The 16,718-nt window shown below is 71.1% G+C and carries 12 protein-coding genes and 1 pseudogene; 12 read left to right on the top strand and 1 reads right to left on the bottom strand.

The window, feature by feature from the left end:
- Positions 1-3: 3 nt before the first annotated feature.
- Genes ACFWWR_RS33835 through ACFWWR_RS33795 form a run of 9 tightly spaced genes read left to right on the top strand, consistent with a single transcriptional unit; the run spans position 4 to position 12,054 of the window.
- The gene (locus ACFWWR_RS33835) at positions 4-324 is read left to right on the top strand and encodes a hypothetical protein (RefSeq protein WP_383872274.1); all 321 of its coding nucleotides are present in this window, start codon (positions 4-6) and stop codon (positions 322-324) included.
- Positions 321-896, top strand: coding sequence for a hypothetical protein (locus tag ACFWWR_RS33830; RefSeq protein ID WP_383872244.1), 576 nt, complete (start codon positions 321-323; stop codon positions 894-896). The genes ACFWWR_RS33835 and ACFWWR_RS33830 overlap by 4 nt, the downstream gene beginning before the upstream one ends.
- Positions 893-3,589: an ATP-binding protein gene (locus tag ACFWWR_RS33825; protein WP_384307287.1), complete on the top strand. Its 2,697-nt coding sequence runs from the start codon at positions 893-895 to the stop codon at positions 3,587-3,589. Before ACFWWR_RS33830 ends, ACFWWR_RS33825 begins: the two co-directional genes overlap by 4 nt.
- Positions 3,586-3,945, top strand: coding sequence for a hypothetical protein (locus tag ACFWWR_RS33820; RefSeq protein ID WP_383872238.1), 360 nt, complete (start codon positions 3,586-3,588; stop codon positions 3,943-3,945). Before ACFWWR_RS33825 ends, ACFWWR_RS33820 begins: the two co-directional genes overlap by 4 nt.
- A gap of 1 nt (position 3,946) precedes the next feature.
- Positions 3,947-6,739, top strand: coding sequence for a hypothetical protein (locus tag ACFWWR_RS33815; RefSeq protein ID WP_384307285.1), 2,793 nt, complete (start codon positions 3,947-3,949; stop codon positions 6,737-6,739).
- A gap of 35 nt (positions 6,740-6,774) precedes the next feature.
- Positions 6,775-7,887 (top strand): NlpC/P60 family protein, encoded by a 1,113-nt coding sequence (locus ACFWWR_RS33810; protein ID WP_384307282.1) that lies wholly within the window; start codon positions 6,775-6,777, stop codon positions 7,885-7,887.
- Positions 7,884-8,531, top strand: a complete 648-nt coding sequence (locus tag ACFWWR_RS33805; RefSeq protein ID WP_383872229.1) for a hypothetical protein — start codon at positions 7,884-7,886, stop codon at positions 8,529-8,531. Before ACFWWR_RS33810 ends, ACFWWR_RS33805 begins: the two co-directional genes overlap by 4 nt.
- Positions 8,507-11,131 (top strand): ATP/GTP-binding protein, encoded by a 2,625-nt coding sequence (locus ACFWWR_RS33800; protein WP_383872227.1) that lies wholly within the window; start codon positions 8,507-8,509, stop codon positions 11,129-11,131. Before ACFWWR_RS33805 ends, ACFWWR_RS33800 begins: the two co-directional genes overlap by 25 nt.
- Positions 11,131-12,054 carry a replication-relaxation family protein gene (locus ACFWWR_RS33795; protein WP_383872224.1) on the top strand — a complete coding sequence of 308 codons (924 nt, stop codon included), beginning with the start codon at positions 11,131-11,133 and terminating at the stop codon, positions 12,052-12,054. Before ACFWWR_RS33800 ends, ACFWWR_RS33795 begins: the two co-directional genes overlap by 1 nt.
- Before the next feature lie 235 nt (positions 12,055-12,289).
- On the opposite strand, the pseudogene ACFWWR_RS33790 reads toward ACFWWR_RS33795, so the two are convergent.
- A pseudogene (locus ACFWWR_RS33790) lies at positions 12,290-12,415 on the bottom strand (zinc ribbon domain-containing protein); the annotation flags it as partial.
- 704 nt (positions 12,416-13,119) lie between these two features.
- Between ACFWWR_RS33790 and ACFWWR_RS33785 the strand changes: the two are divergent.
- The 3 genes from ACFWWR_RS33785 to ACFWWR_RS33775 all read left to right on the top strand — a co-directional run bounded on the left by ACFWWR_RS33785 (position 13,120) and on the right by ACFWWR_RS33775 (position 16,705).
- Positions 13,120-13,299 (top strand): hypothetical protein, encoded by a 180-nt coding sequence (locus ACFWWR_RS33785; RefSeq protein ID WP_383872221.1) that lies wholly within the window; start codon positions 13,120-13,122, stop codon positions 13,297-13,299.
- Positions 13,300-13,481: 182 nt separating this feature from the next.
- A complete protein-coding gene (locus tag ACFWWR_RS33780; protein ID WP_383872218.1) occupies positions 13,482-14,012 on the top strand; it encodes a hypothetical protein in 531 nt (176 codons plus the stop codon).
- Complete coding sequence (locus ACFWWR_RS33775) at positions 14,009-16,705, top strand: hypothetical protein (RefSeq protein WP_384307281.1); 2,697 nt, start codon at positions 14,009-14,011, stop codon at positions 16,703-16,705. Before ACFWWR_RS33780 ends, ACFWWR_RS33775 begins: the two co-directional genes overlap by 4 nt.
- Positions 16,706-16,718: the final 13 nt, after the last annotated feature.

The following is a 16,718-nucleotide window of genomic DNA, read 5'->3' as shown; positions in this document are numbered from 1 at the left end:
CTGATGCTCGCTGGGCAGCTGGACGACCTCGGCGACAGCTGGATCACCATGTTCGAGGACTGGGCGACCAAGGGTCTACAGGCCGGTCTGATCGTCCTGGTCGTCGTCATCATGATCCAAAAGTTCAGTCTGAAGGCCGGGATCGGTGCCCTGCTGCTGATGATCATCGCGTTGGGGCTGTACGACTCCCGTAACGACCTGGCGGACATGTTCACCGACGAGGTGAAGAACCCGTCCAAGGGCGCTCCCGCCGTGCCCGGCACCCTGCGCGGACCTGACCCGCTCGCCCGCATGCACTTTGACGGCCCGGGAGGCTGGCTGTGAGCGCCACGGCCGCGGGGCGGGTGGGCCGCTTCTACACCTCCGCCCGCCGACACCCGTGGGTGCTTGGCAAGGTCGCCGACTGGAAGATCCCGCTCGGCCCCTACACACCGGCACAGATCGCGGTTGCTGTCGGCGGCGGCTTCCTGCTCGTCAAGACGATCAGCTGGTGGTCGTGGATGGGCCCGGTGCCGATCGTGGCCTGGGTCCTGACGGTCTGGGCGGTACGCCGACCGAAGATCAAGGGTCGCGCTCCGTTGCAGGCGGCGCTGGGCTGGGTGCTGCTCGCCTGGCAGCCGCAGGGCGGACGGATGGGCGGCAGCGCCGCCCGGGACCGCATGTCCCGTCCCCTGCTCGGCGGTTTCACCCTCGAGGAGGCTGCTCCAGCTGTCCCGGGCATGGCCACGCCCCGCGTCGACCAGCCTGCTGCCGGCCGCAAGGCGCACCGGGGCCTGTCGGCCCGTCCCTTCGCGCGGCCGCGCCCGGCGCCGCAGGCGCACCCGGCGTCGGTGGGGCCGGTGTCGGGCGTCCAGCAGTTGCTCGCCCTCGCCGAACAGGCGGGGGGTGCGAGGTGAGGGTGCCGATCCGTCACATCGCCGGACACCTCGTCTGGTCGACACACGGCAGCGTGTGGGCGCTCTACCGGCTGCACCCTGGACCGGACGCGCGCGGCCAGCGCGAGGAGACCGTCCAGGGCACCTACGTCCCGGCCGCGGTCCGCGACGAGCAACTCGCGAAAATCACGCACTTGATCCGCTCGTTGACGGGGGCGCCGCGCCTGTTCGGGCTGTGCGCACAGGTCGACCCTGGAGAGATCGCCCTGCGCATGATCGAGGGCATCGAGCCCGGCGACCAGGTGCCCGGCAGTACGCATCCGTGGGTGGAGAACGTCGAGGCCACCCTGGACCTGCTGGGCGAGCAGGAGATGCACCGCCGCACGCTCTGGCTGGCGGTGCCGCTGCAGAACGACGCCGCCGGCGGACAGGTGACCGCGTCACTCGGCGCCATGTGGGCGGACGTCGCGCCGATGCTGGGCATGCGGGCCGCGCCCGTGGCACGCCGTGAGGTGACCTCCTACCGCGAGCAGGCCTCTCGGGTAGAAGCTGCGCTCGCCGGCAGCGTCGCCTTCCGCCCGGCCCGCCCGGCGGAGATCGTGTGGATGATTCAGCACGCCCTGCACCGCGGCCTTACCGAGCCGCTGCTCACCGAAGCCGAGACCAGCGACCTGTACGGCGGGCAGGTCCGCGAGGGGGTGCTGCGCTCCCCCAGCTACGCCGACCTCGGTCAGGTCCGCCTGCAGGAGGGCGGCGTCGATCCCGACCTCGACTACGAGGACCTGTCGGGCGCTGACCGGGTCGGCCGGACGGGACGCACGGCGTGGTGGCGGCTGGGGACGTCCTCGCCGCTCAAGCGGCGGTGGCTGCAGGTGGAGTGCGACGCCGGGGTGGGCTATCAGGCGCAGTTGGCGCTCGCCGAGTGCCCGCCTGCCGTGAGCCAGAACGCAGCTGACCTGTTCGCGCAGCTGGAGACCCTGGACTTTCCCGTCGACTACACCGTCGACCTCACCCTGGTGCCGGCCGACAAGGCCCGGGACCAGGTGCGGCGCAAGAAGAACGAACTGGTCGATCAGGCCGACCAGTACGACGCACGCCCCACCGGCATGCCGGCCTCGCTGACCGACGCCGCCCGCGACCTGGGCGAGCTGGACGCGCGCCTGTCGCGCACCAGCGTGGAGGTCGAGGTCCAGTCGGTGACGGTCCTGACCGTGTGGGGGCCGACCGCCGCCGTCTGCGACGCCCGCGCCCGAGCCCTTACCGCGCTGCTCGGCGGCGCCGACTACCGGGCCGTGCGCCCCGCCGGGCTGCAAGAGGCCTTGTTCACCCTCGGGCTGCCCGGCACCGTACATCCCGGGGTAGTGCGGGAGTTCACCCAGCATCAGGTCAGCGAGGACTGGGCGTTGGGCGGGGCCTTCACCGCCTGCGAGGTCGGCGACCCGAACGGGATGTTCCTCGGCCTCGACCTGGACTGCGGCACCACCCGCCCTGTGATGATCAACGTGGCGGACGCGCCGAAGCAGGACGCCTCCGCCTCCATGGGGATCATCGGCGATCTCGGCGCCGGCAAGAGCGTCCTGGAGAAGCTGATCTCTGAAGCGGTGTGGGCGCGCGGCGGGGTCGCAATCTGCATCGACCGCACCCCGGTGCGGGAGTGGGCGAGCTTCGCCCGCACCGCGGCCGCGGGCCGCTGCCAGATCATCGACGCCGCCCAGGCCGAGGTGTCCATCGACCCGCTGCGCATGTTCGACGGACCCGAAGGCCGCCATTACGCCCTGTCCTACCTCACGCTCCAGCTCGGCATCGGCCCGATGAGCACCAACGGGGAGGTCCTGCACCATGCAGTCGAACAGGCCGCCGCCGGCGACCAGCCGTCCATGCACCGCGTGCTTCAGGTCCTTCAGGAGATGGCCACGCGCGAGGTGGGCAAGCGGCAGGACGCGGCCGCCACCCTCACCGGCCTCATCCGCGTGGTGGCCAGCAACCCTCTTGCCGCGATGGTGTTCGACCCGAGCCTGCCGCCCGTGCGACTGGACGCCTCCAGCGCCTCCGACATGATCGTGATTACGACGACCGGTCTGAAGCTGCCGCCCAAGGCCGCGTTCGACAAGCCCGAAGTCCTGCACCAGCAGCCGCTAGAAGCCCTGATCGGCCGCGCGGTCCTCTACCTCATCGCGGCGATCGCCCGACAGACAGCTTTCGAGGACCCGGAACGGTTCACCGCCGTGGTGCTGGACGAGCTGTACTGGCTCACCTCGTCCGCCGAAGGCACCGCCCTGGTCCACGAGATCCTCCACGACGGCCGCAAGCACGGCGCCGGCCTGATCGCCGGATCCCACGACGCCGAGGAACTCGGCCCCGACCGCGGGCTGATGGCCTACCGGGCGCTCGCCCGCACCGCGGACCGTGACCGCGCCCGCCGCGGGCTGGAGTTCCTCGGCCTCGACTCGGGAGACCCCGAGTTGCTGCGGCTGGTGACCACGAGCCTGTCCCCCGTCGGACAACGCGGCCGCGAAGGCGAGTTCCTCATCGCGTGCCCGCGGCAGAACACCGGCCGCGTCAAGGTCGTCATCCCCCGCATCCCGCGCATCACCACCTCCATCACCACCACACCCGGACGCCGCACCACCACACCGGACCCCGCACCACCGCCCGGGTCCGCACCGCTCGCCGGCGCAGCCACAGGCGGCGACCGTCTGAAGGACCTTCGATGACCCCTTTCGCACCCAGCCGCGCCCGGCGACTTGCCGCAGCCGCGAGCGCTCTTACGGTGCTCGCCGTCGCCGTCGGCGTGCTCGGCCTGGCGCTCGGGGTGAGCCTGCCGGAGATGTGGTGGCCGCGCACCGGACATGCCTTCGCAGCCGAGACCGACAAGGCGCCCGCTGATTCGTGCGATCGGATAGCCGGTCCGGCCAAGGCGTACTGCGAGCGCGGCCGCCACGCCGCGAGCGCCGGATCCAAACAGCACGGCGGTGATGCCGCCACGTGGAAGCTGCTGCCGGCCACGACAGCGGTAGGCGCGCTGGTGATCTGGCGACGCCGAACACCTACGAGGCAAGGGCGGGCTTGAGATGTGGCGTCCAGACCGCGGCGCGCTGCGCTCAGGCGGCTTCGTCCTGCTGCTCACCGGGGTGTTCGTCATGGTGAACAGCCAGGTCGTGTATGCGGCCAGCAGCAACAGCGAGACCGGAGACCTGCTCGCCCCGCTGAACATCTACTCGTCCGAGGGCGTGTTGATCGATGGGTACGACCTGAACGCCGAGGGCGGCTCCATCGTCGCCTTCAAAACGCAGGCCCTCGCCTTCGCCCTGTCCGGGCTGTTCACCATGATCCGGCTGCTCGTTGGGCTGGCCGGGTGGGCGATCGAGGTCGCCTTCCGGTTCCCGCTGCTGAAGATCCTCACCCGCCCGGCGCAGAAGATCGCCGACACCTACGACGTCGTGGTCGTCGACACGCTCGGGCTGAAGGGGCTCTTGCTGGCCTGGGCGTTCGTCTTCGCCGGTTTCATGATCGTGCGTGGTCGCGTCGGCCGTGGTCTGGGCGAGATCTTCCTGACCCTGCTCATCGGGGCGATCGCCGCCTCGGCCCTCATCCGCCCCGACACGCTGCTCGCTCAGGACGGGCCGTTGGGGCAGGCCCAGCAGGTGGCCGCCGACGTCGCGCAGCAGAGTGTCAACTCCTACGACTGGGGTGGCAAGCTCGCCAGCCGCGGGCCGTGCGACGGCATGGCCGGCATGCAGGAGGCCAAGTGCCTGGAGCGTGAGGAAGCCCAGCCGGTGTCGTCGACGGAGGTGGCCCGCCCACTCCAGGACTCGGTCACCAACGCTCTCGTCGTCAAGCCCTACATGCTGCTGCAGTACGGGCGCATCCTCGACCCCGCCAAGACCGGCGACCGCAAGGCCTACGCCGTCCATCTGAAATGGGTTTCCGGCGGATACAAAGCCTCCTCCGGCGATGGCGGGGACGCCAAGTGCGACGCGCTCGCCCCGCCGATGCGCAAGACCTGCGAAGAGCAGAACAAGAGGAAGGACGCCTGCAGTCTGGTCTACGGCCCGGCCAAGGAGTACTGCGAGCGGGACATCGGCGGCATTCCCAGCAGCGGCCTGCCGGAGCTCACGCCCGGGGGCGAGCTGCTGGATGCCTCCTCCGCGATCGTCACCGACGAGGACAGGGAGTTCGCTGCCTTCCTCGCCGACCTGAAGAAGGCCGGGGACGTCGGCAAAGCGTGCGCCGCCTATGCCGAACAGCCCACGTGGTGGCGGGTCGGCGGCGCCGCCCTGCTCATGATCGCCGCCGCGTTCATCTGCGGCATGCTGCTGTCCAGCGCGATCGTCCTGCTGGGCACCCAAGGCGTCTGCGCGGCGGCCGCGGCCGCCGGCGGCGTCACGTTCATCGCGGGCATGCTGCCCGGTCCCGCACGGCAGTCGGTGTGGAAGTGGCTGTCCATCTGGGGCATCTCCGTCCTGACCGTGGTCGGGATCTGTGCGTTCGTGCCGTTCTTCGGCATCGCCATCGACGCCACCCTCACCGAGGGGCCCGACCTGATGGTGGAACGGATCCTGCTGATCGACGTGCTGGCCATCGCCGGTGCGGCCGGGCACCGCAGGCTGCTGACCGGGATCACGTCCTTCGGGCGTCGTATGGCGATGCGGATGCGCTACGCCAAGGTCGGCGGCACCCACCTGCCCGGCGACACCTCCGAACTCGGCGCCGCCCTCGCCATGAACTCCCCATCGGCAATGGGCGGTCGCGGCGGTGGCCTGCGAGCCTTCACCGGCGGCGGTGGCGGCCGGTTCGGGCTGCTCGGCACCCGCCAGCGGCTGATGGGCGCGCTCACCTCGCTCGTCGACGGCTCCGGCATGCCCGTGGACACCGGCAGGCTGCTCTCCGACGCCACCGCCGAAGCCGGGCGCGGGCTTGCTCCGCTCACGGCGGCGGCAGCCGTCGGGGGTCTCGGAGCGCGGCTCGGCACGAAGGGCGCAGGCTGGCTACTGATCGGCAGGCGCCCGGACAATGAGCAGCTGGCCAAGTGGCAAAAGCCCACCGCGGAAGGCGACTCCGCCGTGGGGGGCCCGCCGGGTAATGGGTCGGGCGGTTCTGGCAGTGGCGGCCCGCGCAGGCCCGGCGGCCCGCCCGACCGGTACCGCAACGCCGACGGCCAGGTCGTCGACCGCGACTCCGGCCAGGTGCTGCACGACCAGAACACCGACCGCACCCTGCTGTCCACCCGCGCCCACAACCGTCTGGTCCGCTTCCGCGGCTACCGCATCCTCGACCGGGGCGGCCGCGCCGCCTACGGGACCACGGTGGGTCTGCCGGCCAACGTCCGCCGCGCACGGTCAGGGGGCTCGCGCTACTCCCAGGATGCTCGCCAGCAGGTGCGGGTGTGGGGCAACACCATCCGCGAGGACGGCCGAGCCTGGGCCGAGACGGGCCGGGAGATGTCCCGTGCCATTCGCCAGCACAGCGACGACAGCAGCCAGACGGGCGCCTTCAGCGGCCGTCGCCTGCCGCGCACCACGGGGCGTGGCACGACGGGTACCGCAGGGGCGGCACAGTCGCGCGCCACGACGGCCGGACCCCGTCCCACTGCTATGGCAGCACCCACATCCCCCCATGCCGCCGCCGGCCCATCGTCTGCACCGGTGGCGTCCGGCCTCTCGGGCCCGAACGAGGCATTGCGGCGGCTGCTCAACGATCCCGCGGAACTTGGGCGGCAGACCATCGAGAACGTCGCGCGCGTGGATCCCGATCTGGCGCGCGCCATGCGCGGTGCAACCCCCGATGCGGAGCGGCTACGCCAGGCCGAGGCGCTGCGTGAGATGCGGGAACGCTGGCAGGGCGATGGCGGTGAGAGCGAGTGAGCGCGTCCCGGCGCCGCTTCGGGCGGTGGGGATGTGTGACGGTGTTACTGCTGTTCGCCGCGGTGTGCTGCGCGGCTCCTGTCTCTAACGCCATCAGCGCGTACGTCGCCCTGCAGACCGGGCTCCAGGACGAGGGGGGTATCACCGACGGCGGCACCGCGGCAGACATCCCCGCCCGGATGCTGACCGCCTACAAAAAGGCTGTCCAGCAGGTCGTCAAGCACGTGCCCACGTGCCAGGGCATGCGCTGGCCGGTCCTGGCCGGGATCGCCAAGGTCGAGTCGAACCACGCTATCGGCCGCAGCATCACCGCAGGCGGTGACATCCGTCCGAAGATCTACGGGGTGCTCCTCAACGGCTCCGGGGCCGGCGGGAACACCACCGTCTTCCCCGACACCGACGGCGGCAGATGGGACGGCACCGCCAGCGGGGAGCGCACCGTCGGGCCCTTCCAGTTCCTGCCCTCCACCTGGGAAGGCGTGGGGAAGGACGCGAACCGAGACAAGACGGCCGACCCGCACAACGCCGACGACGCCGCCCTCGGCGCCGCGATCTACCTATGCGGCAGCGGACGGGACCTGACCAAGCGGGCGCAGCTCAAGGCAGCGATCTTCCAGTACAACCACTCAGGTGAGTACGTCTCGAACGTGCTGGGCTTCATCGACCAGTACACGGCGGCCGCCAAAGACCCGGACCTGAAGAACGTGTCCGGGAAGGTCCGCACCGTGATCGAGGCGGCGCTCTCCCAGCGCGGTGTCCCGTACTCGTGGGGCGGCGGCAATGCCAGCGGCAAGTCGTACGGCATTTGCTGCTCTCCCAGCGGCAAGAGCGGCACAAACATCAAGGGCTTCGACTGCTCGGGGCTGACCGTGTACGCCTACGCCCAGGCGGGCATTCGCCTGCCTCGTACCGCAGCCGCGCAGGCCGGTGTCGGGCAACGGATACCGGCCGGGCTTGGCACCGGCGCGCTCAAGGCCGGTGACCTCGTCTTCTATGCCGACGCTCCCGGCCGCGACGCGACGATCTATCACGTCGGGATCTACCTGGGCAGTGGACAGATGGTCAACGCCGCCCGGCCAGGCACGGTTGTCCGCCTGGACGCGGTCAATGCAATGTCGGGGTACGCGGGAGGGGCCCGGCTGCTATGACCACCTCCCCGGCGCGTTCGCCGCGCCTGCTGCTGATCGCCACCGTGGTCCTGGTCGTGGCCGGGGTGGTCCTGCTGACGGTGCCGCAGACGCCCAGCGCACCCGCAACCTCGGCACCACGGCGCGCGACCGCTCCCACGGCGCACCCCACGACCACCGCTCCTAGTAGCCGCACTGCGCAGGCCAGCTCGCTCGCGCAGGCCACGACCTCCACCGCGTCGACGCAGTCGGCGAGCGCCTCCGCTCTGCCGCCGCAGGGTGAGGGCGCGGCCGGCGACGCCGTCATCCAGAAGTCGTTGGAGAACGCCTGGCCCGCCGACCTTGCCGCCGCCGACGAGCACACGCTCCTCGAGGCCGGCCGTGACCTGCTGCACGCGGACGCCACCGGGATCGGCCGCGCCAAGTGGCCCGCGCTCTTCGGCGACCAGGAGCAGCCGATCGCACCGGCGTTCGCCACCGCTCGCTTCCGTATCCAGGCCGCCGTCGCCCGCCGCGACGGCAGCCCGGACAAGGCGGTGGTGCACCTGGTGTGGGCGGGCACCGACCGCGGCGGCACCTACACCGACCGGCGCATCACCGACTGGTACTTCACCCGCACTACCTCGAAAGGAGCGTCCACGTGGACGCCTCAGCCCCGTACCTGAGCGACCGGACGGATGACACGGCGGCCGGTCAGGTCCTCGATCTGCTGGCAGGCCTAGCCGGCACTGCTGGCTGGGTGCTTGCCAACTGGTACGTGCCCGCGGCGGCCGTCGTCGCCTGCTTCGCCGTGAGCGAGATGGTGGTGCGCCGTCTGGCGAGGAAGGCTTCGGCCGAGCGGATGGCGCTGGAACTCGTGCCGTCGCGGCATTTCGACCCCGGCGTGGAGGAGATCTTCCGCCGTGGGGTCCAGCTTGCCCGGGCCTCGACGAGCATGCCGTGGTGGGCGCCCAGGCGGTCGAAGGCGGTGCAGATCCGGCTGCGTGCCGACGGCTCGAGCCCGCTGCGCTACCGGATCGAAGGTCCCGCGGGCGGCGAACGCCTGTTGTCGATCACGCCCTTCGGGCCGGCCGTCACCGTGCAGCGGGCCCGACCCCTCGTCGATAAGCCGCGGAAGCATGTGGTGCGGGCGGAGTTCATTCTGCGCGGCAAGCCCACGGCCCCGCTGCGAGACGTTCCGCTGGACCCCGACCCGCTGCAGCCACTCATCGACGCCGTCTGTGATCTGCGGGCGGAACTGGGGGACCTGGCCGAGATACGGCTCGACATCCAGCGGGCCCCCAAGTGGGCGCTGCGGGCCCGCCGTCTGCAGCTGATGTCAAACGCCCGCCGCAAGGAGCGGCGCGAGGCCCAGCGGGCGGCCCGGTGGGTTCGCCAGGACGCCGGCGGCATCGAGGACTCACTCGCCTGGCAGCTCCAGCAGTTGGTCAGCGGCAAGCAGAGCGGGGGCGGGCGTCGACTGGTCATGCCGCCCGTTCCTCGCCGGGTGGAGCCCGCGGAGGCTCTGGGCAAGCTCGCCGATGACGACCATCTGGTGCGCGTGCAGCTGCTGGTGATGTGCGCGTCGAACACCGAAGGCCGGGCCCAGGCCCGGCTCGGCCAGCTCCAGGCCGCGTTCGACGTGTTCGGAGGCGGCTCACGGTGGGCGATGCGCGGATGGCGCCTGGGCCCGTGGCGGTTCGGGGCGGATCGCTGGCCCAGCCGCCGCGGCTTCGAGCGCCGCTGGACGTTGGGTCATTGCCAGCCGCCCCGTCCGAACTGGGTGCGCCTGGAGGAGCTGCTCGGCCTGCTCAAGCCGCCCACGGTGCACTGCCGGCTGCCCCTGTTCGCCGGGGACTTGCCGACGTTCGAGTTCAACAACCCCGCGTTGCTGTTGCAGGGCATCTACCGCGGTCCTGACGGACGCCGGCGCCTGGTCGCCAGCTACGCGAAGGAGACGCTGTTCGAGGTAGGGGTGGGCAAGGCGGGCGGCGGCAAGACCGAACGCGCCCTCGCGCAGGCGATCGGCTGGGCTCATGCCGGAGGCGGGCTCCTGTTCCTCGACCCGCACCGCGATTCCTGGCCCCGCGCCCTGCCGTTTTTGGCACACGACACACTGATGGACCGGATCGCGCTCATCGACCTCAACGCCCATGGGTCTTCTCCGAGGGTGAGTTCATGGAATCCGCTCGGCATGCACCAGGGCCAGGTGGCGCACGAGGTCGTCGAGGCCACCGCCGACGCCTTCGCGTCCGCCCTCGGCTGGGAGGACGCCAGCGCACCCCGCGCGCTCACCATCCTCACCGCCGCCCTGGCGGTGCTGGTGGCCATCAACGAGGCTGCCTGCCAGGCCGGGCGCCCCCAGGACCAGGCCACGATCTTCCATGTGCGGGCGCTGCTCACCGACCCGGACTTCCGCGCTGCGGCGCTCGCCGGGGTTCAGGGCCGCCTGGACGACGAGACGCGCTCCTGGTGGCAGACGGTTTTCCCCACCCTGCCACCGGACTCCTTCGCCGTCATCCTCAACCCGATCGCCCGCCTCGCCGCCAACCCCGTCACCCGCGCCTTCCTCGGCCAGCCCGCCGGCCGCTACAACATCCGCGCCGCGATGGACACCCGGATGATCGTGTGGGTGTGTCCGGGCGGCAACGGGCCCACCGACCGTCTGATCACCGCACTGCTCGCCCGGGACCTGTTGCGTGCCGTGCGCTCCCGTCGCGACACCCCCGAAGCCCAGCGGGTGCCGTTCCGCCCGTACTTCGACGAGTTGATCACCTTGACCGGCGCCGCCCCAGAAACCATCGCGAGCATGTTCGAGGACTTCCGCAAGTACCACGTCCACGTCCACGGCATGACCCAGCTGCTGGCCCGCCTGCCCCACCCGGTGCGTCTCTCCCTGGTCCAAAACGCCTCCACTCTCGCGTCCACCGCCGGATCGCAGTCCGCCATCGCCCCGATCACCGCGGAATGGGGCGATGACCCCGGCCCTGACATCGTCGCCGCCCTGGACCGGTTCGAGCACTACATGTCACTCACCGTCAGGGGCCGCCGCGTCGGCCCCGTCCGCATCACCGGCCCTCACCTCGACGACGTCTTCGCCCACTACGCACGCCCCCGCCAGACGGCAGCACTCGAGCACGCCGCCCTCGCCATGGCCGGCGCCGCGCCACTTGGCCAGCTCACCGCCAGCGCCACCGGCCAACTGGCGCGTGTGAGCGACCTCCTCGCCCAACTCATCCCCACCCACCAGCCAGCCGTAGAGCTGCCCAACAAGGGATACCAGTGATGACCGCTACCGCTGCCGCTGCCCAGTCCCCTGCGTCCGCGGGCATCCCCAGCCCGGCCGAGCCGCTGCCGCATCAACTCCTGGCCGCGCTCGCCCAGCACCGGATGGCCACCACCCACCAGCTCCACACCCTGCTGCGGCCCCACACCGCACGCCAGAGCGTCTCCGCCCCGCTGAACACACTGCGCCGGCGCGGCCTGGTCCACTACACGGTGCTGCCCGCCTCCAACCGATCACGGGCCTGGTACCTCACCGTTGAGGGCGCCCGCCTCACCCGGGACCTGCCCGCGCTACGCGGCCGCCCCCCGTATCCGATCACCTCAGCCACCGCCGCCTCCCTGAAAACACCCCACACCCTGACCGTCCTCCGCACCCACCTCGCGTTCGTCGCCGACGCCCGCCGGCGCGGCGACGAACACGGCCACCTGGACTGGACGCCCGAGGTCTCCCATCCCCTCGGCGACGGCGAGAAGATCATCGCGGACGCGCTGATGCACTACACGCTCATAGGCGAGGATCAGCGCACCAAGCTGCGGGCGTTCGTCGAAGTCGACCGCACGACCATGAGCAGCGAACGGCTCGCCTCGAAACTGATCGAGTACGCCAGGTTGTGGTCCCACCAGCCGCAGCCCGCCGGCCGGCAACGCTCCCGGCAGCCGGCCCCTGCCGGTGCCGTCTGGCAGCGCTGGTATCCCCTCTTTCCCCGGGTCCTGTTCGTGCTCACCGGAGCCTCCCGGTACGTCCTGGGCAACCGGGTCGCAGACCTGCAGGCCATGGTCGCGCAGCATCCGCTCGTCGCCGCCCTGGCCCGCGAAGTCGCCATGGGCGGCGCCGTCCTCGACGACCTCGAAGAACACGGCCCCACCGCAGACGTGTGGGCGCCAATGGCCGGGGGTGAACACCGGCCGTGGAACACACTGTGACACATCCCCCCGCGAACGGGGGCAGATGCGCACGGCTCGCGCCGTGAGACTTCCCGTTTCCTCGCCGACCGCCCGCCCGCCCGGAGAACGATGGTGTCCCGCCGACGCCCGCCCGGAGAAACGCGTTGAGGTCTTCCACCAGCCCCGGCAAAGCGTGCACCCTCCGTGCGGCGGCACACAGGTTCTGTGCCGCGTTCACGCCCCTGCCACGGGTCGTTGCGCAGCCCCACGTCCAGGTACGCACGTTGAAGGGCATCGTGTCCGGCACGGCGACGCAGGCGGAGCACAGCCGGGACGAGGAAAACCAGCGGTCCACGACCACAACGTTGCGCCCCAACCAGCGGGCTTCGCACTCCAGCATGCCCCGGAACTGCGACCACGCCGCATCACTGACGGCACCGGCGAGTCTGCGGTTTTTGACCACGGTACGCACGGCCAGATCCCCGATCACGCGCATCCGGTTCTCCCGCACGAGCCGTGGGGCGACCGTGATGCGCGGCCACGCCCGCCAGGAAAGAACACACGCAGCCGGCCAGGAGGTCCTCACCCCCACCAACACCGGTGGAATGGTCCTACCGGCGGTGGGCCGTGTCCCAGACCACCTCGCTCAGAGCGATGAAGCGCGCCTCAGCACCGCGGGCGGCCCGCACACGCCCGGCCGCGGCCCCCTCACACCACAGCCAACCCGCCATCCGCACACCTGCCGACCGCGCACACGAGGGTGCATGCCACCAGCCGGCCGACACACCCCACACCAGCCCAGCCCGCACAGGAACGTGCCCACCGCGGCCGGTCGGACGAGGACGAGGGCCACAACGGCACAGCACACAAACCCCCAACCTCCCCCACCCCTGCGAACCCCGACCCTCCAACCCTCCGAACCCCAACCTCCACTCCCTGCGAACCCCAACTCCCCCAACCCCCTTGAAATTTGCTTACGTGAACGAGTAGCTTTCTTTTACACCAGCACCCTTGCACAGCAACAGTCCATCCATAACTGATCCCTGAGGATGCAAGGTGACATACACCGGCCACGATATTCGCAGTCATGAATCATATGTAGGTGTGCACTGGCCCGCCGCGGCGCTGTCGGTGTCCCAGGTCGGCGACGCCTGGGTCCTGCGGGCAGCCGGCGACTTCGAGCTCGAGGACCTCAACTGGGTGCGCCACCAGTTCCCCGGCCGCCGCGTCACCCTCGACGGCGACACCCTCACCGTGTGGCCACGCCCCCGGGAGGACCGGTGACACAGCCCCGCCCGGGCGCTGCCGCGCCCGCCACCACCCGCATCGGCGCCCCCTCAGCCCAGGCCGCGCGCCAACGTCGCCCCGACGCCTACGCCGTACAGCCCTTACCTGCGGCGGCGCTGCACAGCGTGCGCGCTCTCCCTGGCCCGCCCAGCAGGTCCGCGTGGAGGTCAGGAGGGGCAATGCTCGCGCTGACGCTCACCGTGGCCCTCGCGGCGGCCGGCTGCGCCGCCGGCGCACCGCACGAACGCGACCCGGCCACCGGCATCCGGCAAAGCGCCTCCCCCGCCCCGGGCCGGCCGCAGCCCACGGCCACAGCACTGGCCCGCCTGAGGGGCCAGCACCGTCTCACCCTGACGATCACGGCGGCAGAACGCGACCCCAGCGGATTTCTCACCCTGCGCGGCGAATTGCACAACGAAGGCGACGACACCGCCGTGGTGCCGGCCGAACTGCGGGGCAACGAGGACACCGTGCTGCGCAACGGCCAGTCACTGGGCGGGGCCACCCTGGTGGACTTCACCCACAGCAAACGCTATTACGTGCTGCGCGACTCCGACGGACGCCCGCTGACCACGACCGGCCTGAAAACCCTCACGGCGGGCGAGCGGGTGCGCGTTTTCATGCAGTTCCCCGACCCGCCCGCCAGCACCACTGAGGTCGACTTCCAACTGCCGCAATTCGACACCGCCACCCTCAGGATCTCCCCGTGAGGACCCCCGCCCCGCCCCGCCACCATCCCCAAAGCCTGCACCTGCTGGCGGTCCTCACCGCAGCAATCACCCTCACCGCCACCACCACCCCGCATGCGGACGCCACGACGCCGTCCACCACGCCCAGTCCGGCAACCAGCGCGCCCCTCACCATCAACGAGAGCGATCCCGACCTTGCCCTGCCCCCGGGCACCACCCTGGCCACCGTGAAAGTCCTCGATCTTCACTCACCCCGGCGCGACATCCAGCAGATCGTCGAAGCAGACCCCCGCGCCACCCCAGGCGGCACCCCACCGCATCCCACCACCACCCACCGGGGCGACCAGCCCAGCCCCCAGCCCAGCCATGCGCCCGACGCCACAACTGCGCCGGCGCCCCCCACCTCCAGCGCCTCCGCCCTGCCACCCCCGCAGCCGCCCCTGCCCTCCACGTCTTCGTTCGCCCCGCCGACGCGCCAGCCCAGCGATGCGCCCTCCCCCACCAGCCATACGCCCGCACTGCCCGCCCTGATCGGTGTCGCCGCACTGCTGGCGGCCCTGGCCACCGCACTGCTCGCCCTGCGCCGCCTGGCACACCACCGCCGGCGCACCCACCAGCACACGGCAACGACGCAGCGCCGCGGCGGCAAAGCCGCGCCGCAGGCCGGCACCGACACCCACGGCGCGGCCGGCGTGGCCCGTCTGGACCTGGCCCTGCGCACCCTGGCACACACCGCAGCACGGAACGGGGAGCACCCACTGCCCGCGTTGCGGGCCGCCCGCATCGGACCCCACCTGCTCGAGATCCTTCCCGACGACGACGCCCACCCGCCGCCCGCACCGTTCACCCAAGGCCAGGACCGATGGTGGCAACTCGCCGACGATGCACCCCTCCTTCACCCCTCCACAGCCCGCACCATCCCCGCCCCCTACCCAGGCCTGGTCACCCTCGGCACCACCGAACCCGGCACACTCCTCCTGCTCAACCTCACCCACCTGCCCGCACTGCTCCTCAACGGCGGGCACCCACACATCACCGAGGTGTGCACCTCCCTCGCCCTGGAAGCGGCCACCAGCCCCCTGAACGACGGCCTCAACATCACCGCCGTCGGCTTCGGCGAAGAACTGCACCACCTCCTCCCCGGCCTCATCACCCACCACCACCAACCCGCCCACGCCCTCAAGGAACTGACCGAACGACTCCTCGAAACCCACCAAAGCCCCCACCCCCACCCTCGCCCCCACCTCATGCTGTGCGCCACCGACCTCGACCTCCACACCGCCGCACAACTCGCCGCCCTCACCCACAAGAGGGGCACCACACCCATCACCCTCATCGCCCCCACCAGCCCCGCCGCCACCCACTTCCCCCACGCGCCCGTCCTCAACGCCCGCGCCGACACACCACAGCACCTCGACCTCATCAACACCCACATCACCCTGCAACGCCTCCCCCACGCCGCCTACCAGCAGATCACCACCACACTCACCACCTTGGAACCATCCGCCCAGCCCGGCGACGCCCCACAGCACAAGCACCCAGACGAGCCCCCATCTGCCACACCCTCCACCCCAAGAACCAATGAGGTGCCGTCCGCGCTGCCGGGGAATCGCCGCCCCAGAGCCGCCAGCCACCAACCCGACCCCCACGCAGAACCCAGCAACCTCCCAGCCGCAGCACACCCCACCGCCGACGAAACGAACACCGAGATCTACCCCGCCCTGCTGGAAGCCGCCCAGCAAAGCCCCCACCCCCCGCACACCACCCCCACCCAGCACCATGGGCAGGGGCAAGAGAAGGCCCAGGACCAGGGGCAAGGGCAGGGGCAAGCGCAGGACCAGGGGCAAGGGGAGCATCCAGGGCGCCCGGCCGGCGCACCACCCACAGCACGCCCCGCCACACCCCCCAGCCCACAGGGCACGCAGGCCCCGCACTCAGTGCCCGACCCGCATGCCCCTCAGATCCGGGTCCTTGGACCGGTCGAAGTCGACCGCGTGAAAAACACCGGACACGGACCACGCATCGCCCAGCTCGCCGCCCTGCTCTACTTCCGCCCCGGCCGCACCGCCGACACCCTGTGCACCGACATGGACCCCCACAACCCCTGGACCACCAGCACCCTCAACGCCCGCCTCCAAGGCCTGCGCCACGCCCTGGGCAACGACCGAGACGGCCACCCCTACGTCCCCCGCCGCCGCACCAGCGACGACCCCTACCGCCTCTCCCCCACCATCCGCTGCGACTGGACCCACTTCCAACACCTCACCCAGCAGCCCACCGCCCTGCCCCAGCTCGAAGAAGCCCTCAACCTGGTCCGCGGACGCCCCTTCGGCCACAAGCCACCACCGTGGGCCGAGCCCTACCAACAGGAAATGACCTCCCGCATCATCCACACCGCCCACCTCATCGCCACCCACCGCACCCCGCCCGGCCCCCACCACAACCTCAGCAAAGCCCGTCAGGCCATCACCACCGGCCTCGACATCGACCCCACGAGCGAGGAGCTCTACCGCGACTGGATGCGCATCGAATACGCGGCCCACAACCGGCAAGGCCTCTACACCGCCATCACCCGCGTCCAACAGGTCACCCAAGCACTCAACTGCCCCCTCCAGACCGAGACCGAGCACCTCATCGACGAACTCCTCAACCCACCACCGCCCAACCCGCCACCACCCCACCACGCCACCCAACCCACCCAACCCACCCACTGATTCCCTCCTTTCC

The sequence above is a fragment of the Streptomyces sp. NPDC058678 genome (genome assembly GCF_042714835.1).
Taxonomy (GTDB): domain Bacteria; phylum Actinomycetota; class Actinomycetes; order Streptomycetales; family Streptomycetaceae; genus Streptomyces.
The sequence above is the reverse complement of the archived record's forward strand: the minus strand, read 5'-3'. Positions and strand labels throughout refer to the sequence as shown.